Source organism: Paenarthrobacter sp. RAF54_2 (genome assembly GCF_052113945.1).
In the GTDB taxonomy this organism is placed as follows: Bacteria; Actinomycetota; Actinomycetes; order Actinomycetales; family Micrococcaceae; genus Arthrobacter.
This window is the reverse complement of the sequence record NZ_JBFRDV010000008.1, coordinates 56053-80105: the sequence shown is the minus strand read 5'-3', so window position 1 is coordinate 80105 and position 24053 is coordinate 56053. Positions and strand designations below refer to the sequence as shown.

General features: G+C 61.5%; 27 protein-coding genes. 9 read left to right on the top strand and 18 right to left on the bottom strand.

Going from position 1 to position 24053, the window contains the following annotated elements; genetic code table 11:
• Positions 1-42: 42 nt before the first annotated feature.
• From AB4Y87_RS10035 to AB4Y87_RS10020, 4 genes are read left to right on the top strand one after another with little or no spacing between them, the layout of a single operon-like run.
• The gene (locus tag AB4Y87_RS10035; RefSeq protein WP_442004198.1) at positions 43-729 is read left to right on the top strand and encodes a DUF2848 family protein; all 687 of its coding nucleotides are present in this window, start codon (positions 43-45) and stop codon (positions 727-729) included.
• Positions 726-2213: a 4-hydroxyphenylacetate 3-hydroxylase family protein gene (locus AB4Y87_RS10030; RefSeq protein WP_442004197.1), complete on the top strand. Its 1488-nt coding sequence runs from the start codon at positions 726-728 to the stop codon at positions 2211-2213. Before AB4Y87_RS10035 ends, AB4Y87_RS10030 begins: the two co-directional genes overlap by 4 nt.
• A gap of 2 nt (positions 2214-2215) precedes the next feature.
• The gene (locus AB4Y87_RS10025; protein WP_223947844.1) at positions 2216-2587 is read left to right on the top strand and encodes a cupin domain-containing protein; all 372 of its coding nucleotides are present in this window, start codon (positions 2216-2218) and stop codon (positions 2585-2587) included.
• A gap of 1 nt (position 2588) precedes the next feature.
• Positions 2589-3113, top strand: coding sequence for a flavin reductase family protein (locus tag AB4Y87_RS10020; protein WP_442004196.1), 525 nt, complete (start codon positions 2589-2591; stop codon positions 3111-3113).
• 82 nt (positions 3114-3195) lie between these two features.
• On the opposite strand, the gene AB4Y87_RS10015 is transcribed toward AB4Y87_RS10020, so the two are convergent.
• The 6 genes from AB4Y87_RS10015 to AB4Y87_RS09990 form a co-directional block, all read right to left on the bottom strand.
• Positions 3196-4089, bottom strand: a complete 894-nt coding sequence (locus AB4Y87_RS10015; protein ID WP_442004195.1) for a carbohydrate ABC transporter permease — start codon at positions 4087-4089, stop codon at positions 3196-3198.
• On the bottom strand, positions 4089-5114 hold the full coding sequence (locus AB4Y87_RS10010; RefSeq protein WP_442004194.1) for a carbohydrate ABC transporter permease: 1026 nt from the start codon (positions 5112-5114) through the stop codon (positions 4089-4091). Before AB4Y87_RS10010 ends, AB4Y87_RS10015 begins: the two co-directional genes overlap by 1 nt.
• Positions 5111-6520 (bottom strand): N-acetylglucosamine/diacetylchitobiose ABC transporter substrate-binding protein, encoded by a 1410-nt coding sequence (ngcE, locus tag AB4Y87_RS10005; RefSeq protein ID WP_442004193.1) that lies wholly within the window; start codon positions 6518-6520, stop codon positions 5111-5113. The genes AB4Y87_RS10010 and ngcE overlap by 4 nt, the downstream gene beginning before the upstream one ends.
• Positions 6521-6697: 177 nt before the next feature.
• Positions 6698-7324, bottom strand: a complete 627-nt coding sequence (locus AB4Y87_RS10000) for a hypothetical protein (RefSeq protein ID WP_442004192.1) — start codon at positions 7322-7324, stop codon at positions 6698-6700.
• 115 nt (positions 7325-7439) lie between these two features.
• Complete coding sequence (locus AB4Y87_RS09995) at positions 7440-7850, bottom strand: MmcQ/YjbR family DNA-binding protein (RefSeq protein WP_442004191.1); 411 nt, start codon at positions 7848-7850, stop codon at positions 7440-7442.
• Positions 7851-7978: 128 nt separating this feature from the next.
• The gene (locus AB4Y87_RS09990) at positions 7979-8551 is read right to left on the bottom strand and encodes a polysaccharide deacetylase family protein (protein ID WP_442004190.1); all 573 of its coding nucleotides are present in this window, start codon (positions 8549-8551) and stop codon (positions 7979-7981) included.
• Positions 8552-8594: 43 nt separating this feature from the next.
• Between AB4Y87_RS09990 and AB4Y87_RS09985 the strand changes: the two genes are divergently transcribed.
• On the top strand, positions 8595-8909 hold the full coding sequence (locus tag AB4Y87_RS09985) for a hypothetical protein (protein WP_442004189.1): 315 nt from the start codon (positions 8595-8597) through the stop codon (positions 8907-8909).
• A 44-nt stretch (positions 8910-8953) separates the two neighbouring features.
• Here AB4Y87_RS09985 and AB4Y87_RS09980 read toward each other — a convergent pair whose 3' ends face one another.
• From AB4Y87_RS09980 to AB4Y87_RS09965, 4 genes are all read right to left on the bottom strand, one after another.
• Positions 8954-9379 carry a CoA-binding protein gene (locus AB4Y87_RS09980; RefSeq protein ID WP_442004188.1) on the bottom strand — a complete coding sequence of 142 codons (426 nt, stop codon included), beginning with the start codon at positions 9377-9379 and terminating at the stop codon, positions 8954-8956.
• Positions 9380-9388: 9 nt separating this feature from the next.
• Entirely contained in the window at positions 9389-10231 is an 843-nt protein-coding gene (locus AB4Y87_RS09975) for a hypothetical protein (RefSeq protein WP_442004187.1), read from the bottom strand.
• Positions 10228-10782: an RNA polymerase sigma factor gene (locus tag AB4Y87_RS09970; RefSeq protein WP_442004186.1), complete on the bottom strand. Its 555-nt coding sequence runs from the start codon at positions 10780-10782 to the stop codon at positions 10228-10230. The genes AB4Y87_RS09975 and AB4Y87_RS09970 overlap by 4 nt, the downstream gene beginning before the upstream one ends.
• A 293-nt stretch (positions 10783-11075) precedes the next feature.
• Positions 11076-12521, bottom strand: coding sequence for a M20/M25/M40 family metallo-hydrolase (locus AB4Y87_RS09965; RefSeq protein WP_442004185.1), 1446 nt, complete (start codon positions 12519-12521; stop codon positions 11076-11078).
• Between the two features lie 89 nt (positions 12522-12610).
• Between AB4Y87_RS09965 and AB4Y87_RS09960 the strand changes: the two genes are divergently transcribed.
• A complete protein-coding gene (locus AB4Y87_RS09960; RefSeq protein ID WP_442004184.1) occupies positions 12611-14083 on the top strand; it encodes an aminotransferase class I/II-fold pyridoxal phosphate-dependent enzyme in 1473 nt (490 codons plus the stop codon).
• Between the two features lie 111 nt (positions 14084-14194).
• On the opposite strand, the gene AB4Y87_RS09955 is transcribed toward AB4Y87_RS09960, so the two are convergent.
• The 6 genes from AB4Y87_RS09955 to AB4Y87_RS09930 form a co-directional block, all read right to left on the bottom strand.
• Entirely contained in the window at positions 14195-14635 is a 441-nt protein-coding gene (locus AB4Y87_RS09955) for an iron chaperone (protein WP_442004183.1), read from the bottom strand.
• A gap of 94 nt (positions 14636-14729) precedes the next feature.
• Complete coding sequence (locus AB4Y87_RS09950) at positions 14730-15842, bottom strand: NAD(P)/FAD-dependent oxidoreductase (RefSeq protein WP_442004182.1); 1113 nt, start codon at positions 15840-15842, stop codon at positions 14730-14732.
• A 47-nt stretch (positions 15843-15889) separates the two neighbouring features.
• Positions 15890-16933 carry a Gfo/Idh/MocA family protein gene (locus AB4Y87_RS09945; RefSeq protein ID WP_442004181.1) on the bottom strand — a complete coding sequence of 348 codons (1044 nt, stop codon included), beginning with the start codon at positions 16931-16933 and terminating at the stop codon, positions 15890-15892.
• Positions 16933-17718: an amino acid ABC transporter ATP-binding protein gene (locus AB4Y87_RS09940; RefSeq protein ID WP_442004344.1), complete on the bottom strand. Its 786-nt coding sequence runs from the start codon at positions 17716-17718 to the stop codon at positions 16933-16935. Before AB4Y87_RS09940 ends, AB4Y87_RS09945 begins: the two co-directional genes overlap by 1 nt.
• 44 nt (positions 17719-17762) lie before the next feature.
• Positions 17763-18551, bottom strand: coding sequence for an amino acid ABC transporter permease (locus AB4Y87_RS09935; RefSeq protein WP_442004180.1), 789 nt, complete (start codon positions 18549-18551; stop codon positions 17763-17765).
• 110 nt (positions 18552-18661) lie between these two features.
• Positions 18662-19528 (bottom strand): ABC transporter substrate-binding protein, encoded by an 867-nt coding sequence (locus AB4Y87_RS09930; protein ID WP_442004179.1) that lies wholly within the window; start codon positions 19526-19528, stop codon positions 18662-18664.
• 181 nt (positions 19529-19709) lie between these two features.
• Here AB4Y87_RS09930 and AB4Y87_RS09925 point away from each other — a divergent pair, with 181 nt between their 5' ends.
• From AB4Y87_RS09925 to AB4Y87_RS09915, 3 genes are all read left to right on the top strand, one after another.
• Complete coding sequence (locus AB4Y87_RS09925) at positions 19710-20807, top strand: LacI family DNA-binding transcriptional regulator (protein ID WP_442004178.1); 1098 nt, start codon at positions 19710-19712, stop codon at positions 20805-20807.
• 68 nt (positions 20808-20875) lie between these two features.
• The gene (locus AB4Y87_RS09920) at positions 20876-21340 is read left to right on the top strand and encodes a hypothetical protein (protein ID WP_442004177.1); all 465 of its coding nucleotides are present in this window, start codon (positions 20876-20878) and stop codon (positions 21338-21340) included.
• Positions 21337-21768: an SRPBCC family protein gene (locus AB4Y87_RS09915; protein WP_442004176.1), complete on the top strand. Its 432-nt coding sequence runs from the start codon at positions 21337-21339 to the stop codon at positions 21766-21768. Before AB4Y87_RS09920 ends, AB4Y87_RS09915 begins: the two co-directional genes overlap by 4 nt.
• 86 nt (positions 21769-21854) lie before the next feature.
• Here AB4Y87_RS09915 and AB4Y87_RS09910 read toward each other — a convergent pair whose 3' ends face one another.
• Positions 21855-22853: a helix-turn-helix domain-containing protein gene (locus AB4Y87_RS09910; RefSeq protein ID WP_442004175.1), complete on the bottom strand. Its 999-nt coding sequence runs from the start codon at positions 22851-22853 to the stop codon at positions 21855-21857.
• A 91-nt stretch (positions 22854-22944) separates the two neighbouring features.
• Positions 22945-23913: an alpha/beta hydrolase gene (locus AB4Y87_RS09905; RefSeq protein ID WP_442004174.1), complete on the bottom strand. Its 969-nt coding sequence runs from the start codon at positions 23911-23913 to the stop codon at positions 22945-22947.
• Positions 23914-24053: the final 140 nt, after the last annotated feature.

Below are 24053 nucleotides of genomic sequence, written 5' to 3'. Positions count from 1 at the left end.
CGTTTGAACACCACGATTTAGGCATCATTCAAGGAGACGTAAATGGAAACAACAAGGCAAGTCCCACTCACCTTCAGGGTGGTGGGCACGGACAAGACCATCACGGTCTCGGACTTCCACGCAGTAGTGGCCGGCTATACCGGCAGGGATCCCAAGGCCGTGCAGCATCACATCGATGAGCTGGCAGCGATTGGCGTAGCTCCACCGCCGGAAGTGCCCATGTTCTACCGGATGGACTCGCAACTGTTCGATACATCAGGCGAACACGACACCAGCAACAACCTGACCTCCGGCGAGATTGAGCCTCTTTATATTCGCCACAACGGCAAGTTCTACCTCGGCATCGGTTCCGACCACACGGACAGGGACATCGAGGCCCAGGATATTGGCGATTCCAAGAGAGCATGCCCCAAGCCCGTCGCAACCGAGGTCATCGAAGTCGAATCACTTGAAGACCTGGACCTTGACCAGTGCACAGCCCGCTCGTGGGTGGACGGCGAACTGTACCAAGAGGGTTCGTTGGCGGGCCTGCGCAAGCCGGCGGACGTCGTCGAAAAGCTCCTGGCGCGGACGGACATCGGTGACGCCGACTTCATGTGCCTGGGTGGCACTCTGCCACTCCTCAAGGGAAATTTCGTTGACGGAACTTCCTGGAAAGTAGAGCTCTCGTTCCCCGATGGGACGAGAATCGAACACAACTACAAAATCAAGAAAGGCTCACTTCGATGAGAACCGGAAAGCAATACCTGAAGTCCCTGAACGATGGCCGGACGGTGATCCTCGATGGCGAGGTAGTTGGCAACGTCCTGGAACACCCGGCATTCGCGAAGGTCGCCCAGACCATGGCTGAGCTGTTCGACATCGCAGCCGATCCCAGCAACGGCATGCAGTTCCATTCGGAAGAGATTGATGGACCCGCGAACCGCACCTTCGCTGCTCCGCGCACCCAGGAAGAGCTGGTCCTCCGGCGGCACGCCATTGAAAAGTGGGCCAAGCACACCCATGGCTGGGTAGGCCGCAGCCCCGACCACGTGGGTACTTTTTTCGCCGCCTTCGGCTCCCACGCGGACGTGTTCAAGAATGACGAGCACGACTTCGCCGGCAACGTGGAGCGGTACTACAAGAAGATCCTTTCCGAGAACCTGTACCTTTCCTACGCGATCATTCCGCCGCAGGTCTCCCGCGCAACCACGGCGTCCGGTTGGGAAGGCGAATACTTGCAGGTCGGCGTCGTGCGTGAAACCGAGGAAGGCATCATCGTCCGCGGTTCGCAGATGCTTGCCACGGGCGCAGCGATTGCGGACGAAGTGTTCGTCACCTGCATAAAGCCGCTGGGTCCGGATGACGTGGACTTTGCCGTCAGCTTCGCCGTTCCCGTGGCAACTGACGGGTTGAAGCTGTACTGCCGCCGTCCGTTCGCGCCGGCAGCCACCAGCGACTTCGACTACCCGCTGACCAGCCACTACGACGAGCCCGACGCACTTGTGGTGTTCGATGACGTGCTCATCCCCTGGGACCGCGTCTTCATCAACCGGAACATCGATACCCTCCGCCGGCAGTTCTTCGATACCGGTGCCCACGCGCTGGGAAACTGGCAGGCCCAGATCCGGTTCTCCACCAAGCTGAAGTTCATTGCTTCTGTTGCCCGCAAGGTCACCCAGGTAAACGGCACGGACAAGATCCCAGGAGTACAGGAGAAGCTCGGCGAGCTCGCCGCGATCGTCCAGTCCGTTGAATCGGCAGTTCTTGCGGCCGAATACACAGCCACGGTTGACGACGCCGGCATGGTGGTTCCCGGGAAGAGCGCCCTTTACGGGGCCATGGGTCTTCAGTCCGAGACGTACCCGCGGGTGATTTCGATCCTTCGCGACCTTGTTGGTGGTGGCGTGCTTCAGCTGCCCTCCAGCGTTGCCGACATGACCAGCAGTGTGACCCGTCCGGACATGGAACGCTACGTGCAGTCCCCCGGTGTTGCCAGCGAAGAGCGCGTAAAGCTGTTCAAATTGGCTTGGGACATCATCGGCTCCGAATTCGCCGGCCGCCACCAGCAGTACGAAATGTTCTACGCCGGCGCCCCGTTCGTGGTCCGTGGGGCGTACACCTACCGGAACTACGGCTACGACGCCCTGGTTGCTGAGCTGGACAAGTACCTTGGTTCATACGGCATCAACGGCCCAGTAGACGGCAGCATCAACGGCATGGAAGGAGAATAGCCATGGCAAAGCCCGAATTCGAGTTCACCCCCACCTCATCGGTGGACTTCGCACCCTGCAACCCGCACATTGAGGGCCTGTCCGAGGCCATCCTTGCCCGGGATTCAGACAATGACAGTGTCACGCGCATCCTCAAGTTCGAGCCCGGCACGGACACCTCGCCCAACGGCGTCCTGACCCACGATTTCTGGGAAGAGGTCTTCATCTTCGAGGGCTCGTTCGTGGACCAGCGCCTCGGCAAGACCTTCAAAGCCGGCGACTGGGCCACCCGCCCGCCGGGCATGGAACACGGGCCGTGGGTTTCTGAGACCGGGGCCAAGATGTTCGAGGTCCGGTACTACGCCGATCCAGTACAAGCCGAGCGGAGCAACTGACATGAGCCTCGCACCGCTCTTCACTGTTCCCGATGCCATGGGAATGCGTCGCGCCATGGGCCGCTTCCTCACCGGCGTCGCCGTGGTCACCACCAAGCACGAGGATGAGCTGTACGGGATGACCATCAGCTCGCTGACCTCCATCAGCCTGGAACCGCCCATCCTCATGATCTCGCTGAACTTCGGAACGCGGACCGGCGAGGCATTGATCGAGAGCGGCAAGTTCGCCGTCTCGATCCTTGGGGCCAAGCAGGAGTCGATGGCCCGACGCTTTGCGGTGCGAGGCGGCGACCGGTTCGGCGACGGCGAATTCGACATGACCGAGAATGGACTTCCTGTCATCAAGGGAGCCCTCGCCCAGGCGGATTGCACCGTTGTGCAGCAGTACGACGTCGGAGATCACCAGGTCTTCTTCGGGCAGGTCACGACGTGCCGGGACCGGGACGGCGAAGTGCTCGCGTTCAAGGCGGGCCGCTTCGGCTCATTCTCCGACTTCGGCCACGCGGAGATCCCCTGGAGGTTCTAACCCCCGCCTTTTAAAGCAACGCGGGGTCACCTACGGCCCATAAATCCCCTTGGGATGGGCCGTAGGTGACCCCGCGTTGCTTCTACTTGGAGGTGCCCTGCGAGACCGAACCCTGCAGCTGGCGCTGGAAGATGACGTAGACGATCAGCACCGGAACCACCGTGACAGTGACTGCCGCGAAGAGTGCCCCGAAGTCCACGGCGTACCCCATCTGGCCAGCGAAGGCGGCCAGGCCCTGCGAGAGAACGCGCGGCCCGGCGGCGTTGATGGATACCGGGATGAGGAACTGGTTCCACAGGCCCAGGAAGTTGAAGATGGCAACCGAGGCGAGGCCCGGCTTGGCCATCGGCAGCATGACCTGGAAGAACGTCCGCCACTCCCCTGCGCCGTCAAGTGCTGCTGCTTCAGTGATTTCGTGCGGCAGCGACTTGAAGAAGGAGAACAGGAAGAACACTGTGAACGGCAGCGCGAAACCCACGTACACGATGATCAGGCCCGGCAGGGTGTTCAGCAGTCCGATGTTCTTCAGCACAAAGAACAGCGGGACCATGGCGAGGAAGATCGGGAACGTCAGGCCGGCCAGCATGAGGTAGTAGATAGCCCGGCTGCCCGGGAACGTGTACCTCGCCAGGACGTAGGCACACATTGCACCGAGCACCATAACGATCACCAGTGCCGAACCCACCACAACCACTGAGTTCAGGAAGTAGTTCCCGATCCCGGCCTCACTCCAGGCCTTCACGTAGTTGTCGAACCGCCACACTGAAGGCAACGCGAACGGCGAGGCAAAGATCTCGCTGGACGTCTTGAAGGACGACATGAACGTCCACAACAACGGCAGGATCACGATGAGTGACCAAATGGTCAGTGCCGTGTGGGAAACAGCCCCCACCAGTTTGTCCCCGGGCGTAGTGGCGGGTTTGCGCGGCTGGAAATGCAGCGACTTCATTTCAGGGGTTGAGACTTTTGTTGTCATTAGATGCTCACGTCCTTGTCGCCACCAGTGAGCCGGTTAATCACGAACACCAGGCCGGAGAAGATCAGGGTCGCCACAGCCAGGACAACGCCCATGGCGCTGGCCAGGCCGAATTGGCCCTTGCTGAAAGCTGTGAAGAACAACTGCTGTGCCATCACAAGCGTTGAGTTGTCCGGACCACCGCCGGAGTTCAGTGCCGCCATGTAAACGAACGCATCGAGCGCCAGGATACCCATGTAGATGTAAGCGGTCTGGATGTTGTCCCTGATGAGCGGGATGGTAATGGAGACGGCGGTACGGAGCCTTCCGGCGCCGTCGATCCTTGCGGCCTCGAACAGCTCAGCAGGAATGCCCTTGATACCGGCCACGAAAAGGACCATGTAGAAGCCAACGAAGCCCCACACAATCACGAACATGGTGGCGGTCATGGCCGTGTTCTTATCGCCCAGCCACGCGAAGCTCTTGAACTGGTCAAGGCCGAGGCTGGTGAGGATCCCGTTGAGCAAGCCCCCTGAAGGATCGTAGATCTGGCCCCACATGATGCCGATGGCGATGGCGGGGATTGTGTAAGGGAAGAACGACACAACGCGGTAGAAGCTGGAATTGCGCAGGCCCTTGATCTGGCCCTTGCTGCTCCCGCCAACGGTCACCATGGTGGCGAGCACCAGGCTCAGGATGATGGTGACGATGGGCAGCACGATGACCAGGAGAATGTTGTTCCCCATGGCCTTCATGAAGATGTCGTCCGAGAAGATCCTGGCGTAGTTCTCAAAGCCGATGAAGTTCTGTGTGGGCGAAAAACCCGACCAGTCCGTCAAGGAATACCCAAAGGCCTGGATGAACGGCCAGATCACGAACAAGAGATAAATCGCCAGCGGCAGGCCAAGGAACACCGCGAAAAAGCTGACTTTGTCCCACGTCAGCGGCTTGCGCCGGCGCCTCACCACAACCGGTGGGGCCATGGCCGGAACGACGGCGGCCAGGCCGTCGTCGTTCCGGCTCTGCTTGGTTTTCACTACTGTCACTTCACTTCAATCTTCTTGACCGAGCTGTCGTTGCGGACCTTGTCGGTGATGTTCTGGAGGGCGGAGGTCAGCGTGGCGACATCCGACTTGCCATCGAGGAAGGTGTTCCAGACGACGAGCTGGTCCTTGTTGGTGCCGTAAAGGTCGATGAAGTTCCAGGTGTAGATGTTCTCGCCTGCATCGCTGAGCAGCTTTGTCTGCGAGACCAAGGCCGTGGAACCGAAGCCATCGGCCGGGACGGTGTCCTTGACGATGGTGGGAGCAAGCTTGGTCTTGGCGAAGTTGGTAGCAGCTTCCTTGGAGAGCATGACGCGGAGCAACTCCTTGCCGCCGGCAACGTTCTTGCCCTGGGAGGGAACCACGTAAGGCTCCCCCGCTGCACTGTGCAGCGATGCGTACGGCTTCTTGGGGCTGGCGCTCACTGAAGGCACGGGGGCGCCCGTCATCTTGAAGTCCGCCTTCGTCTGGTCCTTCATCTCGTTTTCGATCCACGAACCGGACGGGTAGAACACCGCTTCCTGGGCGTTGCTCCACTGGGCCTGGGCTGCGGTGAACTGCGTTCCGGAACCGCCGGGCTTGAAGTACCCCGCCTTGACGATCTTGTCCAAAGCTGTGAAGACGGACTGTATGGCCGGGTGCGACCAGCAGTCTGCCTTGAGGTTCTCCAAGGCCAGCCGAACGTCGTCGCCACCTTCCTTGATAGCGGAAGCGATCGCCATTTCCTGGTAATACGTTGCAGCTTCCTTGCCCCAGAGGAACAGGTACTTGCCCTTGGCCTTGGCCTGCTCGCCCAGTGCGTACATTTCGTCCCAGGTCTTGGGAACGGTCCAGCCATTTGCCTTGAGCAGGGAGTCCGAGTACCACATGGCGTAGACGGTGAGCACGTAGTTCAGGGCGGCGAGCTTGCCCTCGAACGTCCCGGGAGCGAGCACGCCGGTGTACAGGGTGTCCTTAATAACCTTGCCCTCGAGGTTCTTGGCTTCCACCACGCTGGTGAGGTCCTCGAGCTGGGCAAGGATGGTGCTGAAGCCAATGGCCTTCGCGCCGGAGTTGTCGATCAGGTCCGGTGGGTTGCCACCGACGAAGCGCGGCTGGAGCTCCTGCGCGATATCCGTGGACGGGGCAATCTTGGCGGTGGAACCGGAATGGGCCTTTTCGAAGGCCTTGCCTGCGAAATCGACGTAGTCGATGCCGTAGCCACCCTTGAAGATCACGGCATCAACGGTGGACTTGTCCGCCATGCCAAAGGGGTTGGTGTCGGAGACGGCGCCCGTGGGGCCGGCAGTGGTACCGCCACCACCTGCGGCACAGGACGCAATGGTTCCCCCCATGGGGACGAGCACCGCAGCTGCGAGTGCCCCGCGGAGGAATCCGCGGCGGCCAAGGGACTGGTGCTGAACGTTCATTTTCGTAACCCTCCAGTGACTCGTAATGTCGACTGTTGCGGCAGGCGGCCGGAAAGTCGGACAGTCTGGGTTGGCCACTCTGCAGCGCCAACCTTCGTGTGACATACTTCACCACGAATGATCGAAAATCAATATTTCTCGGCACTTTCGATCAACATTTGTCAAAGCGTGATCTTCCTAAGGACCCTCTGCAAGGGCTTTTCCACACTCAGTAATCGCTTCCCGCGCGAGCAGCTTTTGCCGCTCAGTTCCCAGTCGTTCCGCCCATTGTTCGGCCAACTGGAACTCCACCAAGGCCTCGGTGAAGCGCCCGTTACCGTGCAGAAACCACCCGAGACTTGCGTGCAAAGCAATCATCCATCGCTTGGTTCGCTCATGGCGGGCCGTCGAGGCATATTCGAGGGCACTGCGCATCCAGGGTTCGGCGTGGGCGACGTCCGCGACGGAGAGCATGTGCAGTGCGTCCACGGCCAGGAATTCCTCACCAAGGTGGTCAGCCAACTCCGCAGCCTGCTCGAGGAGCGGCACTGCCATCTCAGGGCGCCCGCCGGCGTTCAAAACCCGGCCGCGCTCCAGGAGCACGCGCACGCCAACGGTGGGTTCGTCGCCGTCGATTCCGTCCAGAAGGGCATCGGCTTCCTCCAACCGGCCCTGCAGACCGATGGCCCGCCCAAGCTGGGTTGCCAGCTCAGCCCGCTCATCGGCGTCGTAGATTTCCTCCAGCATTGCTGCACGAAACCTGGCTTCGGACGCTGCCGGATCGCCAAAGTTCCATAGGTGGTCCAAAGTTCCCTGATCCAGCATCAACCCGCTCCTGACCAGCCCTCAGCTGCGCCCGTTGGCTTGCACTATCAATGTAGCCCCATGTCAGCGGCGTGGGGAGAGGGTGCGAGGGCGTGTCAGACCCGGCGGGCCGGCTTCAGAGACCAGGGCGGTTGACGAGCCGTGCCCAGCCGAGCTGTTCCTGCTGCTTGCGGCTTAGCGTGGCCACCACCAGATCATAGGAGTCCTCCACCATGTCCCGGATCATGTCATCGGGAAGGGCTCCATCCAACCGGACGCCGTTCCAATGGGTCTTGTTCATGTGCCAGGCACCAGTGATCTCGGGATTCGCTGCGCGGAGTTGCTCGGCCAAGGCGGGCTCGCACTTCAGACTCACGGACCAGTTGTCGGGATCCATGGCGGAAAGCGCGAACATCTTGGCCTCGTGCCGTGCTCCACCCGCGACGGCGGCACGCACCTTGAACACGGACGTTTCAGGTCCGAACGGGAAGTCTTCAAAAGCACCGGGAAAGCCCAGGCAGATCTCGCGGAGCTGGGAAACATCCATGGAGATGAGCTTACCGGGCCCCTCCTTTTCGGCGCCGTCTTCGTCCCCGTTTCGATGGCCCGCTGCGCGCAAGGCCGTGCGAACGGCATGGTCCGCAGCGCCTCATCGAAATGGGCAAACGGGCAGCCCTACGCTACCCCCAGGAAGTCCTCCAGCAGTACCACTTCCAGGCCCGCGGCCAACTGTGCAGCACGGAAGGCAGCGAGGTCCGCGGCGAACTCTGCGCGGAAATGCATCAGCACGATGTCGCCGGGACGCAGTGAGTTACCAACCTGGTAGTCCATCTTCCCGGCGTTCGCCTTGGCCTCCCATGTGATGATCGCCTTCATTCCGGCAGCGGCAACCGCCTGGCGCATGGCGTTGGAGTAGGCTCCGCCCGGGGGCCTGAACAGCGTGGGACGTCGGCCGTAATGCTGAAACGCATACTCCTGCATGCCCACAATGTCGTTCAACTGCTGCTGGTACCCCCACTGCCRCACCATGTTGATGTTGTGGGTGACGGTGTGGTTCTCGACGAGACTGCCTTGCGCCTTGAAGGCGTCGAAGAAGGCGGGGTTGTCAGCGATGGTGTTCTTGGTCAGGAACAGGGAAGCCGGGTAGTCGTGGTCAGTCATGAGCTTGACCGACTCCGGGGTCTTGATATTGCCGTCATCAATCGTCAGGAACACTACCGGGTGTTTGGTCTCGATCTTGGTGATCACGGGCGCCAGCCCGCCAACTATCGGCGGCAGCTGGTAATCGGGGATGAACGTTCGCCGGATCCGCTTCGTGGCGGTGGGCGTAGGCGTTGGTGTTGAAATGTACGACGACGGCACCTCACCCCCGGCCGACAGCCCACCGTTCGCGCCCGGCACCTCGGGCGAGGCAGACGCGGAACCAGGCGGCAGCTCCGACGTCGTGCTTTTAGGCGCTGTGCTTTCTGATGCAGCGCAGGCAGTCAAACCTGCGAGGAGGGAAGCGCCGAACACGCCTAAGACGGCCCGCCTGGCTGGTGTGGAAGCTGGTGCGGAAATGGGCACCGCTGAATGGTCGCCACACATGGCCGTCCCCTATGGCTAAAAGAATGAGTCAGCTGCAGATTAGCAAAGGAATCGACCTGGTGATTACAGGCCGTAATGCCAGCCTTCGCGCGCCGGGCAGGAATTGACCACGACGTCCAAACCTGCATCCCTGGCCCGCTGGACGGCGTCGTCGTCAAAGACGCCCAGCTGCAGCCACACAGCCTTGGCACCGATGGCGATTGCCTGATCAATAACAGCGCCCACTCGTTGGGAGTTAACGAAGCAGTCGACCACGTCGATGGGGTGTTTCTCCGCAGGAATATCCATCAGGGACTTGTATCCCTGTTCCCCATGGACGTCCTCGCCCTTGAGGTTTATGGGGATAATCTCCATACCCATGCGGTCGCGAACGTACAGGGAGACGTCGTATGCGGAGCGCCACTCATTGTTGCTGAGTCCAACGATTGCCCAGCATCCTTTTGTTCGCATCAATCGTTCCACCACGGCCGGATCGTTGACATGCATCATGAAGCAAGCTTAGTGTCCCTCGCCCCTCAGCCATTGCTTCAGCTTGTCCATGAAGGACTGGAAAGGTTCGTGAGCCGGCTTCTCGTTCAGGAGTGGGAGTGCTTGGCTTGGTTTATTTCCGTGGGCGGGGGCGGGTTTGGCCGTTGTAGTCGGTTCTGCGGTTGGTTTAACAACGTCGGGGAGCGTTGGCTCAAGTCCGGACTGTCCAAGTTTTGCCTCAAGCTTTGCCTCCCGAGGCTCGGCAGGCTTCGCTTGGTCGGTACGGGGAGGCTCGCCGACCGCGCCTGAAGCCGGGACGTTTCCGACGTCGACCGCCTCCGCCTCAGGCGCTGACTGGTGCGCCGGTGCCTTGACATGCGGCATGGCAGTGCCAGAAGCCTCATCGTCTTGCCCGCCCTGCGCCGCAGGGGATTCGGTAACCAGCGGTACTGCTGCGGGATACACTGAGGGCGCTGGTTCGGTGCTGACCTTCGGAGCATCGGGCGTGGGCAGCGCGGGCGCTGCGGATGAAGGTTGCGGAGCGAAATTTCCCAGCAGTTCATCGACGAACGTGGGCGTACGGGTGAAACCGGAACTGGCAGCGGCCACACCACTGACGCCGAGTCCCATGGCCGCAACCACGGCCACACTCACCACAGCCGTACGGTGCTTGTGTCGCCAACGACGCTTGCTGAGTTCATCGTGAGGTCCAGCGAACATCGCGGCCAGCGCCTCGCTCGGAGCAGGTGCCGGGCGGTCCGCGAAGGAACGCAGGGAGAGCAGTGCCTGCCGAAGGCCGGGCGCGTCAGTGGGCCCGGCGTCGAGCAGGAGCTCGTCGACGATATCTTCGCGTTCCATATCCCTGTATGTCATGAGGACACGTATTCCTTTACTGCCGAATGCTCACGGAGCGTCATCAAAGCCCTGCGCTGCAGTTGCTTTACTGCGCCGGCGGATTTCCCCATGATGTCGGCTGCCTGCTCCACGGTCAGGCCTGCCACGATCCGGAGTGCCAGGACCTCCCGTTGATCGTCCCCGAGGTAGTCCAGGAGCTTCATGACCTCGTGGGGAGCCAGCAGGCCCATTGCCTCTGATTCTGCAGAACCAGATTCGCGGGGATCGCGCTCGGGCTCGAACTCGTGGTGTTCCGGGGCCCTGCTTTGTTTCCGATGCTCGTCTACCATGCGGGCATGGGCGACCGAAAAAACAAAGGTCCGTAATCCGCCTGCTCCTCCCTGGATGTCGTCCAACCGGGGCAGGACAGCAAGGAACACGTCCTGTGTGATGGCCTCGGGATCTGATACGCCTTTAGCCGTCAGGTAGCCGAGAACCGGTCCAGCGTATGCCTGGTAGACGGCGCTGAACAGTTCCGCGTTATTGCCCTTGAGTGCATGAAGCGCTTCGTCGGTCAATGCGTCGGTCACAGTTAAGAGACTTTCGATCGGCGGCAGGTCCGGGCTTGGAGCCAGGTCGTCCGCCTTTGCTCGACGGGCAACCCACCAAGGGTATCTGCTCAACCGGGCGGCCCCAAGGAAGGCCCATCATGTCCCTCAAAATCTCTTCAGGAAAGAGAAGAGCCGAGCTGGAACATGATGGGGGACAAATTCCAGCTCGGCCCTTTCAAAGACGTAATCGTCGGGGTACGCCAAAGGGTTACGCGAGGTACGAACTTTTTTGAAACTTTTTTCGGGAGCCGGTTTCTGGGTGATCCGAGTCGTCACCCCAGGCTTTCCTTGTGGCTTGTCCTGGGTGGGGCACCGCCCTGAAGTGCCGCAAGGAACAGCGCCTCGGCCAGGATCGCGTTCCTTAGTTCCCCAAGATGGACGGACTCGTTTGCCCCGTGAGCCCGGGAGTCCGGATCCTCCGCTCCGGTAATGATGATGGGACACTGCGGTTGGGCAGCGGCGAGTGCGGCAACGAACGGGATGGAACCACCAACGCCCATGGACACTGGTTGTGCTCCCCATGCCTGTTCCAGGGACCAGAGTGCCGCCTGAACCATCGGGTGGTTGGAGTCAGCCATGAAGGGCATGCTTTTGGACCCGGGGGTGAAGGTGACCTCCGCCCCGAAAGGAACATTTTTCAGTGCATGGCGCCGCACAGATTCCATTGCCTGGTCGGGGTGGTTCCCCGGCGGCAAGCGAAGGCTGAACTTCACCGTGGCCTCGGGCAGCAACACGTTCCCGGCTGTCCCGATGGGTTGGGAGTCCAGCCCCACGAAGGAGAGTGCGGGCTTGGTCCATAAGCGTGAAGTGAGCGATCCGGTTCCAGCCAGCTGCACGCCTTCCGGCACACCCGCGTCCCGCCGGAATGTCTCCTCGTCCATATCAAGGCCCACAGCAGGGCCCTCAACCAGCCCCTCCACAGCAACCGAACCGTCAGCATAGTGGAAGGTTGCCATCAGGCGGGCCAAGACTGTCAGCGCATCAACGACCGGTCCTCCATACGTCCCCGAATGCAGAGCATGGTCAAGGACGCGAACACGGATGGTCCCGTCCACCAGGCCGCGGAGGCTGGTAGTCAGGCCCGGGATCCCGATCTTCCAGCTGCCTGAATCCGCAACAATGGCGGCGTCAGCAAGGAGTTCCTGTCCATAATCCGCCATGAAGGCCTGAAGGCTAGGTGAGCCGGCCTCTTCCTCACCCTCAACGAACACAGCGAGGCCCAGCCCGTGGTCCGGGCCAAGAACCGAATCAACGGCGTGGATCGCAGCGAGGTGCATGACGATGCCGGCCTTGTCATCGGCAGCGCCACGTCCCCAAAGACGTCCGTCCTTCTCCATTGCGGAGAAGGGCTCCGAATTCCAAGCGTCAAGCGGCCCTGCCGGCTGGACATCGTGATGGGCGTAGAGCAGCACAGTGGGAAGACCCTGCACGGCAGGCCGCCTCGCCAGCACTCCCGGGGCTCCGTCTGCCCCGGTTTGATCCGTGCCCCGGATGACGGATACGTCGGTGAAGCCGCGTGCCAGGAACAGCTCGTGCACCCGATCGGCACTGAGATCCAAGGCGTGGGGATCAAATCCGGGCCAGGCGACGCCGGGAACGCTGACCAGGTCGGCCAGGACGGTCACGTAGTGGGCCATGTTTGCATCCACCGCGGCGGCGAGTGCCTCAAGGGCGGCCGGTGGAAGGTGGGCTTGTGGAAGATGCTCATTGAACTTCACGCGTGATTCACCTTGCGCCTTGACGGGTACATGGAAGACGAGATCGATGTAAGGAATTGTAAGTTTACTTATCCATCAAGGAGAGCCTCGTGGATCAAAATGAAGCACCGTTGCTCGACGCGTTGGCCGAGTACCGTCGGCTGAACCGCTACGGGTACACGCCTCCGGGGCACCGTCAAGGCAGGGGTGCCGATCCGCGAACCCTTGAGGTTCTGGGTGCCGACACGTTTCGCTCCGATGTGCTTTCCACGGCAGGACTGGATGACAGAAAGTCCTCAGGCGGTTTTCTCAGCAAGGCCGAGGAGCTCATGGCCGAAGCCGTCGGAGCTGATAAGGCATTCTTTTCGACCTGCGGCAGCTCACTCTCCGTCAAGGCATCCATCCTTGCCGTCACCCGTGGAAGTGGCGATTTGCTGATTGGCCGGGATGCACACAAATCCGTGGTGGCTGGCATCATCCTTTCCGGACTCCAGCCCAGATGGATCAGCCCGCGGTGGGACAGGGAACTGCACATTGCCCACCCGCCGAGCCCTGAAGAAGTTGAGAAGATGTGGCAAAGGTACCCGGATGCTGCCGCAGCCCTGATCACCAGCCCAACACCCTATGGCACGTGTGCAGATATCGAGAAAATTGCCGAGATCTGCCACTCCAGGGGCAAGCCGCTGATCATCGACGAAGCGTGGGGCGCGCACCTGCCCTTCAATGACAGGCTCCCCACATGGGCAATGGATGCCGGCGCAGACATTTGCGTGGTCAGCGTCCACAAAATGGGAATGGGATTCGAGCAAGGATCCATCTACCACCTCCAGGGCAGCCTGGTGGATCCGGTCCGGCTAAGCCAGTGCGCCGATCTGCTCTCCACCACCAGCGCCAACGTCATGATCTATGCGGCGATCGACGGCTGGCGGCGCCACATGGTCCAGGAGGGCGAGGTGCTGCTGGACAATGCCTTGAACCTGGCCGAGAGCGTCCGCAGCGATATCGATTCCATGACCGGACTCCACGTCCTCGGGCCGGAGCTGATCCATGCCGAGGCCTCCCATGATTTGGATCCCCTCCACGTGCTGATCGACGTCGCGGGTTTGGGCATCAGCGGTTACCAGGCGGCGGACTGGTTGCGTGCCAACTGTCACCTTGACGTTGGGCTCAATGATCACCGGAGGATAGAAGCCACGTTGTCCCAATCCGACGATGAGGAAACAACAGAGCGCTTGCTGTCCAGCCTGCAGCAGCTGATTCAGGCGGCACCGCAAATGCCGGAACCGACGCCTGTTCAGCTCCCGGATCCGGAAGATCTGGAGACGCCAACGGTGATGCTACCGCGGGATGCCTTCTTCGGACCCGTGGAAAACGTCCCGGCAGAAGAAGCCGCAGGTCGGGTCGCAGCCGAGCAGATCACGCCGTATCCGCCCGGCATCCCGGCAATCCTTCCGGGCGAACGGATCAACCAGGCCGTCGTCGATTATCTTCGCACCGGAGTAGCCGCCGGAATGGTTTTGCCGGACCCGGCGGACCCTTCAATGAAAACCATCAGGGTAGTGGCACATCAGCGCGACCAGTAAGCTCTGGACTCTCCCCACATAATCACTAGGCTGAAAAAGACCAACACCGAGTTCCAAAGGAGAGATGATGACGCTTCCTCCAACTCACGAACCTGAGCCGTTCCCGCCCCCCTAACCGACTGCCATCTTGATGAGCTCGACGATCCTGTCTTCAAGCTCCGGGGTGAGCTCAGTCAAGGCATACGATGTTGGCCACATGCTGCCGTCGTCGAGCATCGCATTCTCTTCGAAGCCGAGCGTGGCATACCTGCTCTTGAACTTGTCGGCGCTCTTGAAGAACACGATGTTCTTCCCGTCTTTGGCATACGCCGGCATTCCGTACCAGGTCTTCGGGGAAAGCTCCGGTGCGTGCTCCCTGATCAGCGCATGGAGTCGCTGCGCAATGGCCTTATCTGCCGGCGGCATCTCTGCGATCTTCGCCAGGACATCGCTCTCGCCGTCGGCTTGGGAAGCCTTCTTGGTCCTTTTGAGCTCCTGCGAACGCTCCTTCATGGCGGCGCGTTCGTCCTCGGTGAATCCCTCGTAGGACTTGGTAGCTCCGGTCTCAGTCATGGCAGGCCCCTCTCGCTGCTGGAAATCTTTCGGATATTTCAACGATAGATCCGGGGCCGATCGCCGAGCTTCTTCAATACTGCTCAATCAGCATCTAGGAGAAACGTCCGGGCCGGAACGTTGCCAACATGGGGTGCTTCTTGCCTGTCAGGATCTCTCCGGACAGCAGTTCACCCGCAATGAGTCCCAACGTGGCACCCGAGTGCGTGAACGCTACGAAGCAGCCGGGCACTTGGCCGAGCTCACCGAAGACGGGCTCACCATCGCCGGGGATGGGCTTGTAGCCGATCTTCCAGGAGGCGGGCTTGAGTTCTGGGTTGCCTGCAATCAGCTTGGAGGATTCATCGGCCAGTTCCTGGACAACGTCATCAGGAATGCTGAAGGAACCATCTGGGTGTTCGGTAATCCGGTCCTCATACCAGTCGTGGTCCAGGGCGAAAGTGTTACCCGGGTTCGGACGAACGGCAGCACGTGGCGTATTCATCACTGCCTTCACCTGGTGCTCCACAGGCTTGGTGACCACCAGCATGGAAACCGGGGAACCATTGGGGATTTCCACCCCGAGCGGCTTCACGACGGCGGGCGTCGCCGCGCCGCAAGCGACGAGGACGGCGTCGGCTGAATAGGTCTCGCCGGAGGCAGTCTCGACGCCGTTGGCCCGGCCGCCGTCGAGCGTCACTTGGACTTTGCCCGCGTTGAGGACGAGCTGACCGCCGAGGGCATGGAACTCCTCCATGAGGAAGTTGACCAGGTCCGGCAGGCTGACCCAGCCCTCGCCGGGGTTGAAGATGGCGTTCTCGGGAACAGCGCCGGCGTCGATGCCGGGCGTCACCGATGCGATCTCCTCAGGGGCGAGAAGCTTGGAGTCGTAGCCAATCGACTGCTCGTAAGCGTGGCGGGCTTCGGTCACCTCGCGCTGGCCGGCAGCGTTCCACATGAGGCCTCCGCCGAACTGCAGCCATTCGCGGGTGGGATCCGCCGCGAACAGCGTGCGATACCGATCGACGCCGGCCAGCCGCAGCTGGTGGTAAGGGGTGGACCGTTCGCCGGCTGAGTTGAGCCAGGACAGTGAACGGCCCGTGGCCTCGCTGGCCAGGCCCTGCTCGGTCAGGAGCGTCACGGAAGCTCCCCCGCGGAGCAGGTGAACGGCGGTGGAAACGCCCAGGATGCCGCCCCCGATGACGGCGACGTGCTTGGTGGAGGACATAGCTCTCCCTTTCTTTCGTGTTTGTGATGCTTGGGACGCCCTTGCGCTTACGCGAAGGCGTGGATACTTTCGATGATTTTGAGGGTTTCAAGCGCCTCGGCCGGAGCTACCGGAAGGCGCCCTTGGCCACGGAGGCAGGCTGCCAGTTCTGCGTAGAACTGCGGATAGGCGCCCTTTTCTGCAGGTACCGGTGTGGCTGAACCGTCAACTCCCAGAAGCCCCCAAGACTCCTGGGGTTCGATTCCATAAGAAGCGTCCGACGGCGTGACACCGGCTGCGAGCGCAGGTTCCTGACCGTCGAGTCCCCACTTGGTGTACCCGGCTTTTGATCCGAGGACGTGGAACCGCGGGCCAACCTGCGCCGCCATGCCGTTCATCCACAGCCGGGACCGTACGCCTGACTCGTGGAGCAGGGACACGAAGGCCTCCGTGTCTGCCGCGTCGGGATGCGGGCCATGATTTGCGGTTTCGCCGTAGCTCTCCTCCACAGGTCCGAACAGCTGGATGGCTTGGTCGATCAGGTGGGCGCCCAGGTCGTGAAGGATTCCGCCGCCCTCGGCCAGCGTGGATGTATCGCGCCAGTTCCCGAAGCCTTCGGGCCGCCACCATTCAAAACGTGACTCAAAAGTCCGTACTTCGCCCAGTGCCCCTTCCTGCAGCAGTTTGCGCAGCGTCAGGAAGTCGGCGTCCCACCGGCGGTTCTGGAAGACCGTGAGCTGCACACCGGCGTCGGACGCGCGTGCGGCCAGCTCCTCACCGTGGGCCACGCTGGTGACGAAAGGTTTGTCCACCACAACGTTCAAGCCGCAGGCGATTGCCGTGGCACCGAGCTCGAGGTGCGTGAGCGGCGGCGTTCCCAGCACCACCAGATCGAGGTCGCTGGCAAGGGCGAACATGTGTTCCGGAGTGGGCACTATCCGCGCTTGTGGATAGAGCCGCGCGGCCTCGCGGGCGCGCTCCGGGTCCGCCGTCACGATGACGTCCAGCGAATAGTTCGGATCTGCTGCGATCAGCGGGGCATGGAAGACCTTGCCTGAGACGCCAAACCCGACGACGGCAGTCCGGATGGGTGCCGCTGTTACCTGACGCATCACAGGACCTCCGAAAGGAAGCGCTGCAGGCGTTCGCTGCGCGGGTTGTCGAAGAGCTCGGCAGGGGTGCCGACCTCCACCACTTCGCCTTCGTCCATGAAGACCACTTGATCAGCAACTTTGCGGGCAAAGCCCATCTCGTGCGTGACCACCAGCATGGTCATGCCGCGGCGGCCGAGGCCTGCCATGAGGTTCAGGACACCCTTGACGAGTTCCGGGTCCAGCGCGCTGGTGGCTTCGTCGAAGAGCATGACTTCCGGTTCCATGGCGAGCGCCCGGGCGATAGCGACACGCTGCTGCTGACCGCCGGAGAGGTCGCGCGGCCGGTGGTCGGCGCGTTCGGCGAGGCCCACTTCGGCGAGCCGACGCTGAGCGCGTTCCCGTGCCTCCTTCTTGGACATTCCCTTGACGCTCCACAGAGCGAGGGCCACGTTCTCCAAGGCTGTGTGGTCCGGGAAGAGGTTGAAGTGCTGGAACACCATGCCGATGCGGGCGCGGAGGATGTCCGGCTTGACCTTGAGGGCGCTTTCGCCGGCCAGAAGCACGTCGCCGCTCTTGGGTTCGTGCAGGCGGTTGACGCCGCGTAGGAGGGTGGACTTGCCGGAACCGGACGGGCCGATGATGCACGTGGTTGTGCCCGGAGCCACGTTCAGGCTGACGTTGCGGAGTACCTCTACGTCGCCATAGGCCATGGTCAGGTCCCGCAGTTCCAGGCTGGAGCCGTGGAACGTCTGGACGTCGGCTGCGGCTGGCTTGTCCTTGGCGGTTGACTTGGCCGTTGACATGTTGGTGCCGGTGCTGCTGGCAGTGTTGCTGCTGCTTGTGAGGTTCACGTGTTGCTCCCGGTGATGAGCGGCGATGCCGCGTCGAGTTCCTTGACTTCCTTCAGCCCACTGGTTGGGGCAGTGGGACGGCGGCGACCGGTGCGGAACTTGTTGTCGAAGTAGTTGACCAGGTGGGTCAGTGGCACGGTGATCACCAGGTAGAAGATTCCTGCCATGACCAGCGGTGAGAGGTTGCCTGAGAGCACTGCGGCGTCCTGGCCCACACGGAACAGTTCACGCTCGCTGACCAGCAGGCCCAGGAAGTAGACCAATGAAGAGTCTTTGACGATTGCAATGAACTGGTTCACCAGGGCTGGCAGCACACGGCGTACGCCTTGCGGTACCACTACCAGGGCCATGGACTTTGAGTAGCTCATGCCGAGGGCACGGCACGCCTCGCCCTGGCCTTTGTCCACGCTCTGAATGCCGGCACGGAAGATTTCTCCGATGTAGGCGCTAGCGATCAGGCTCAACGCGATGATTCCCAGCGGGTAAGGCGAGGGTCCAAACACTGACTGGCTGAACCGGGCAAAGCCCTGGCCGATCAGGAGGATGGTGAGGATTGCGGGCAGGCCACGGAAAAGGTCCGTGTAGATCCGCGCCGGGATTCGCAGACACTTGGACCGCGAGATCCCCATGACTGCCACCACCATGCCCATCACTACGCCGAGGATGGTTGCTGCGATGGAGATGATCAGGGTGTTGAGGAGTCCAACTCCCAGGAGTTGGGGCAGTACTTCGATCATCGAATCGACATCGAAGAACGTGCGGCTGATGGTATTGAGCCAATCCATTTGGTGCTCTCAGACGTTTGTTGGTTTTTCGGGATGGCCGGGCGGGCTACGGGATGTGGCCCGCCCGGCGGTGTTGTTGATTAGGCGGTGTTGTTGATTAGGCGGTTGCCCTACTTGGCAGCCGTTGGCGACGGGCTGGAGGTCTGCTCCGCCTTGGGCAGGTACTGCTCAGGCATCGGCGAGCCCGGGAACCACTTCTGGTAGAGCTTCTTCCAGGTGCCGTCTTCCATGGCCGCGGCAAGGCCCTTGTTCAAGGCTTCCTTGAAGGCAGGCTTGTTCTTGGCAATGGCGAACCCTGCCGGGGCGTCGAAGGACGGGATGTCAGCTGCACTGACCAGTCCGAACTGCTCCTGGTACGCCTTGGCTGCCTCGTAGTCCAGGAAGTGGGCGTCCACTGCGCCGCTGTTGACGGCGGAGATTGCGGTGTTGTTGTCCGGGAAGCGGACCAGTTGGGCGGAGGTGAAGTTCTTGACCGCGTAGGCTTCCTGGAGCGTGCCCTGGACAACGCCCAGGCGCTTACCAGAGAGGCCGTTGACGTCCTTGATGCCTGAGGTCTTGGTGGTGATGACCGTCAGGTAGCCGGCCAGGTAGCCGTCGGAGAAGTCAACGGTTTCCTTGCGCTTGTCCGTGATGCCAATGGCCGCGACGCCGACGTCGAACTGGCCATTGGCCACGGCTGCGAGCAGGCCGGAGAAGTCCTGTCCGGTGAAGACAACCTTGTCCACGCCGGCGCGGTGGGCCACGTCCTTGAAGAGCTCCACATCGAAGCCGGTGAAGTTACCCGAGCCGTCCGTGAAGGTGTAGGGCTTCGAATCGCCAAGGCTGGCGACGCGGATCGTGCCGGGTTCGATCAGGCCGTAGGGGTTCTGAGCCGAGCTCGAGGTGCCGGCGGAGGATCCACCGCAGCCGGAGAGGGCGAGGAGGGCCGCCAAGGCTGCTGCTGCGAGCGCTGCCGGGCGGAAGTTCAGTTTGATCACAGCGTTGTCCAATCGTGGGGAGGGCCAGCGGTGCTGTCTGGGCCGCTTTTGGGGTCTTACTCGATGCGGGGTCTTGTTGAGTCCGGTCTCAGCCCCTAGGATTGAGACCGGACTCACATCGATTGATTGAAAATGTAGCGGAAGTCACAGGCCGCGTCAACACCACTTCAGAAAGGTGAACATGAGTACTGATGGATCCCGACGGCGGGACGTGACAGTTGCCGACGTCGCCAAAGCCGCGCAAGTCTCCAAGGCCCAAGCCGCACGCGCCCTTGGCAACTATGGCGCGGTCAGCGAGGACGTCCGGGAGCGGGTTCTCGCCGCTGCCGAAGGGCTTGGCTACCGCCCCAACGAGCTTGCGCGCAGCATGAACACGGGCAAATCCAACACCATTGGCGTGGTGGTGGGCGATATCGAAAACCCGCACTTCGGACTGGCCACCAGGGGCATCACCGACACCGCGAAGAAGAGCGGCTACAACGTCATCCTGATCAACACCGATGAAGAACGGGCCGCCGAGGTGGACGCCGTCCAGGTGCTCTTGGACAAGCGCGTTGACGGGCTGATCGTGGCTCCCGCTTCATCCGTGGAAACCTCGCACTTGAAGGAGGTCCGCGACTCCGGCCGGCCCCTGGTCCTGCTGGACCGCGCCGCCGAAGGAGTCGACGTCGAGACGTTCGCCGTGGACATGGGCGCCATCTCCTACGAGTCCACCAAGTACCTTATCGAGGCAGGCCATCGACGCATCGCGTTCGTCTCGACCGTTCGGACAGACGGACCCTACGTGGCGGGGATGACGCTGGATTCTTCGCAAATCTCGGACCGCCTTGAGGGCATCCGCCGCGCCTTCGAAGACGAGGGCCTCAACCAGCCGATAGACCTGGTCCGCCTTGACGCCGGCGACGCCGATTCCATCATGCGAATCACCCGTGACCTGCTGACGGGGCCGGATGCTGCCACTGCCATCATTGCCTCCGATGGCCTCATCGCCTTGAGCGTTGTGGAGGCCATCCAGGAATCCGGCCTCTCCATCCCCTCGGATGTGTCCCTCCTGATGTACGACGATTTCGCTTGGACCCGCCTCACCACTCCCCCGCTCACCGTCATCGCGCAGCCCGTCTACGAGATGGGAATGGCTGCCGCTACCGCGCTGATCCGGCAGATTGAGGGCAGGAAGTCTTCCTTGCCTGCCGGGCCGCCGTTGGAGGCGCGACTCGTGCGCCGCGGCTCAGTGGGGTCGCCGAAGGACGTCGCCGTGCTAAGTCAGGCGGGCGGTTAGCCACTACCAAAACCCTTGCGCGGCTGCGGGAAACGACCACACTGGAAGCATCAGGTGAGGAAGCTGACATGCCAAAAGTGGAAGTGGACGTGGATTCGGTCGTCCCGCCGGGGAAGGTACGGGAGGCCTTGCTGGACTTTAGCCCACGACGGCCGGAGATCTGGCCAGGCATCTACCCACTCATGTACGAGGTTTACCAGGTGGGCGATACCTTCGCGGACATCAGAGAAGGAAGCAAAGCTCCCGGTGGCGTGATCTGGGCCAAGGAACACTACGACTGGGCAAACCCCGACGAAGTGAAGTGGACTGTCCAGGAGAGTAATTTCTGCGCGCCGGGAAGCTACGTGAATGCGCGAATCACACCCAACGAGTCTGGCGGTTCACGCATTCACGTTACCTGGAACCGTAAGCCCACAAGTTTCATGGGTCGCCTGGCCGCCTTCATGATCGTCGTGACCCGGGGCGCGCCGGTGGCAAGCTCACTGCGAATGGGCCTGAAAAAGTTGGAAGCGAAAGGCGCCACGGAGCCATGATCAAATCTGCAGAGAGCGTTGTCATCGCCCGGACACCGGAAGAGGTCTTCCAGTACGTGGCGGACCTTCGCAACGAACCGAACTGGCACGTTGACATTGCCAGCGTGCCTGACCAAACCGACCCTGTCCCAATCGTCGGCAAGACCTACCCACTGAACTTCAAACCCTTCATGGGCAAGACCGACGGCACATTCACAGCCGTGGATGTCAGGCCCGGCTCGCGCTTGCAATATCGAGCCGACTTCGCAGGATTGCAGCCACGCATCACTTACACGGTGGAGGCAGCCGGGGAAGGCGCCCGCTTCACTCGAGGCGTGGAGATGCAACCAAGCGGGCTCAAGGTTCTCATGACCCCGATGATGGCGTACATGGTTCCCCGGCGAAACAAGGTCTTTGTCCAGAACCTGAAGCGCGTGCTGGAATCCTGACGGCTGCTTTCGCGGTCCGCTTCGTAAAACCACGACGTCGGCTAGTCACCCACCCGGGGCTGCCACCGCCGTCGAGGTTTACTTCCTTAGTCGAATCTGTTGGTGGCAAGCAGGAACAAAGTAAGCGCCAGCGTAAGGCGCACGCGGCCGGAGGGCGTTCGGATGTCGAAGCCCAGGGCGGACGTGAACTCGCTTGCGCGGTTCTGGACGCTCGAGTGATGCAGATTGAGTTGACCGGCCACGGCGCGCAGGCTGCCTGATTCAGCAATGGCTTCGAGCATTCGCCATGCCTTAGGCTGTTCTGCGATCAGCAGCTTCAAGGCCGTAACGTCAGCCGGTTCGTGAGTGGCCTCGCTTGCCCTTTCAGCAAGGACAATGAGGCTCCCAAGATCGTCGGCATTGTGAATCGGGCGGTGTGGGCTGGTAAGTCTGAGGGCCAGGAGTGCTGTCTGCCAAGATCTGTCCAGCTCCTGGGGGACGGTGGCCAAGCCGATTCCTGCCCTCGTATCCTGTGGCGCAGTCGCCATGGACGGGCGAATGAATGCCCGGATTGCACCGAATTCCGTGTGAACTACCGCTGACGATCCGGGCATTGGCATCACCGCAGGGATTGTATGAACCCTGTATGAGCCAGTGCGCTCCAAGTGCAGAAGGGCTGCCGCCTCCATGCGTCTTTCCAATGAGGACTCGCTGCTGATGATCGTCTCAATTGCGCGTCGCGTGGCTGCTACGGGACTCGTTCGATCCCAAAAGATGCCCAGTGCAATCGCGAGCCGTTCCAGGATCAATTCATCATTGACGAACCCGGGGCTGGCGCGCTCAATCCATGCCCGCCCGTCGGCACCAAACTCCTTGGAAGGCCACTCACCTTGTTGTTCCGGCATCCTCTGTCCAGATGCATCAACGCACATGGAACGGCCATCCATGGCAAAGCCAACTGAACAGTCACACAGTACCGCCGCCCCGCGGATGAGCATTTCTGCATTCGCCCGGCTGTTGACCAGCGCGTCGAAATACGTGATGACCTTGAGGCTTTCCGAGGCCTGGGGATCGAGCGCTTTGAGGCGCCACACGAGTCCTTGCATAACTATCGCCCGCCACCTTTGGTCTTCGAGAAGTTAATGGTGGCCCAGTCCGGCTGCTGCGGCAATGCATGACGGGCAGCCGGACGTGGGTTCAGGCATCCAGAATGCGTCGAAGCCACTGGGTGCGGGCCTCCCGTGCCATGACGGAGAGCGCTGCTTGGGGAAAGAAAATATCAAACCCATGGAAACCGCCGGGCCACACGTGAAGCTCCGCGTCACCCCCGCAGGCCCAAATGGTGGAAGCGTAGGCAATGTCTTCGTCGCGGAAAACCTCTGCGGAGGCCACATCGATGAAAGTGGGAGGAAGGTTTGAAAGATCCTCAGCCCGGGCCGGCGCCGCGTAGATGGAAACGTCCTCTGTCTTCCGACGGTCGCCGAGGAGCGCGTCCCAGCCGGTATCGTTGCTCGTCCTGTCCCACACGCCGATGCCATCAATTTGGCGACTGGAGATCGTGTCATTGCGGTCATCGAGCATTGGATAGATCAGGAGCTGACCGGCCAGTTCAGGGCCACCCCTATCGCGTGACAGCAGGGCAACACCGGCAGCAAGCCCTCCACCTGCGCTCGCACCGGCAACAATGAGGCGACCAGGATCAATGCCCAGCTCTGCAGCATTCGCGGCCACCCATTCCAGACCCGCGTAGCAGTCTTCCACGGGCGCCGGGTCCGGGTTTTCAGGGGCAAGACGATATTCGACAGAGACAGCCACGGCATCCAAAAGCTCTACCCACTCAATGAGCCAATCCGCGCCAAGAAACCGATCGCCCATGACCATTCCGCCGCCGTGAATGTGGAAGATTCCGGGTCCGCCAGGCTCGTGGTCTATCCGCCGAAAAATGGACACGATGAGATCTGGAGCCCCTACGGGCCCTGGAATGGTCCGTTCAAAATGTTCTACTGGGCGACCGGCCAAGAGATCCTCGATAGGAGTCGCTACGAAGGACTGCCGCATGCCTTCGATCATGTCAGGTGTCAGCGTGGGAGTGATCAGATCACCCAATGCCACAAGTGTCGCCCCAAGCTCCGGATCAAAAGGTGGCGCTTTATGTACCGATTTCATCTTGACCTCCATAAATTCGGCCACTTCGTCGTGACCTGAAGCAAGCCTAGGTGCGCCCGACCACGAAGCTAACCGCCAAAAGCCCTCAAAAGGAACGGCGAGGACCGCCATGTGGCGGTCCTCAGCGACGTGTTTTCACA

Coding starts and splice junctions, on each gene's coding strand:
- AB4Y87_RS09920 (WP_442004177.1), top strand. CDS start 20,876: ATGCCAAAAGTGGAAGTGGACGTGGATTCGGTCGTCCCGCCGGGGAAG.
- AB4Y87_RS09955 (WP_442004183.1), bottom strand. CDS start 14,635: ATGACTGAGACCGGAGCTACCAAGTCCTACGAGGGATTCACCGAGGAC.
- AB4Y87_RS09905 (WP_442004174.1), bottom strand. CDS start 23,913: ATGAAATCGGTACATAAAGCGCCACCTTTTGATCCGGAGCTTGGGGCG.
- AB4Y87_RS10035 (WP_442004198.1), top strand. CDS start 43: ATGGAAACAACAAGGCAAGTCCCACTCACCTTCAGGGTGGTGGGCACG.
- AB4Y87_RS09950 (WP_442004182.1), bottom strand. CDS start 15,842: ATGTCCTCCACCAAGCACGTCGCCGTCATCGGGGGCGGCATCCTGGGC.
- AB4Y87_RS09935 (WP_442004180.1), bottom strand. CDS start 18,551: ATGGATTGGCTCAATACCATCAGCCGCACGTTCTTCGATGTCGATTCG.
- AB4Y87_RS09940 (WP_442004344.1), bottom strand. CDS start 17,718: ATGTCAACGGCCAAGTCAACCGCCAAGGACAAGCCAGCCGCAGCCGAC.
- AB4Y87_RS09980 (WP_442004188.1), bottom strand. CDS start 9,379: ATGATGCATGTCAACGATCCGGCCGTGGTGGAACGATTGATGCGAACA.
- AB4Y87_RS09995 (WP_442004191.1), bottom strand. CDS start 7,850: ATGGATGTTTCCCAGCTCCGCGAGATCTGCCTGGGCTTTCCCGGTGCT.
- AB4Y87_RS09925 (WP_442004178.1), top strand. CDS start 19,710: ATGAGTACTGATGGATCCCGACGGCGGGACGTGACAGTTGCCGACGTC.
- AB4Y87_RS09915 (WP_442004176.1), top strand. CDS start 21,337: ATGATCAAATCTGCAGAGAGCGTTGTCATCGCCCGGACACCGGAAGAG.
- AB4Y87_RS09975 (WP_442004187.1), bottom strand. CDS start 10,231: ATGACATACAGGGATATGGAACGCGAAGATATCGTCGACGAGCTCCTG.
- AB4Y87_RS10025 (WP_223947844.1), top strand. CDS start 2,216: ATGGCAAAGCCCGAATTCGAGTTCACCCCCACCTCATCGGTGGACTTC.
- AB4Y87_RS10000 (WP_442004192.1), bottom strand. CDS start 7,324: ATGCTGGATCAGGGAACTTTGGACCACCTATGGAACTTTGGCGATCCG.
- AB4Y87_RS09945 (WP_442004181.1), bottom strand. CDS start 16,933: ATGCGTCAGGTAACAGCGGCACCCATCCGGACTGCCGTCGTCGGGTTT.
- AB4Y87_RS09985 (WP_442004189.1), top strand. CDS start 8,595: ATGAACGTTCGCCGGATCCGCTTCGTGGCGGTGGGCGTAGGCGTTGGT.
- AB4Y87_RS09910 (WP_442004175.1), bottom strand. CDS start 22,853: ATGCAAGGACTCGTGTGGCGCCTCAAAGCGCTCGATCCCCAGGCCTCG.
- AB4Y87_RS10030 (WP_442004197.1), top strand. CDS start 726: ATGAGAACCGGAAAGCAATACCTGAAGTCCCTGAACGATGGCCGGACG.
- AB4Y87_RS10020 (WP_442004196.1), top strand. CDS start 2,589: ATGAGCCTCGCACCGCTCTTCACTGTTCCCGATGCCATGGGAATGCGT.
- ngcE (WP_442004193.1), bottom strand. CDS start 6,520: ATGAACGTTCAGCACCAGTCCCTTGGCCGCCGCGGATTCCTCCGCGGG.
- AB4Y87_RS10015 (WP_442004195.1), bottom strand. CDS start 4,089: ATGACAACAAAAGTCTCAACCCCTGAAATGAAGTCGCTGCATTTCCAG.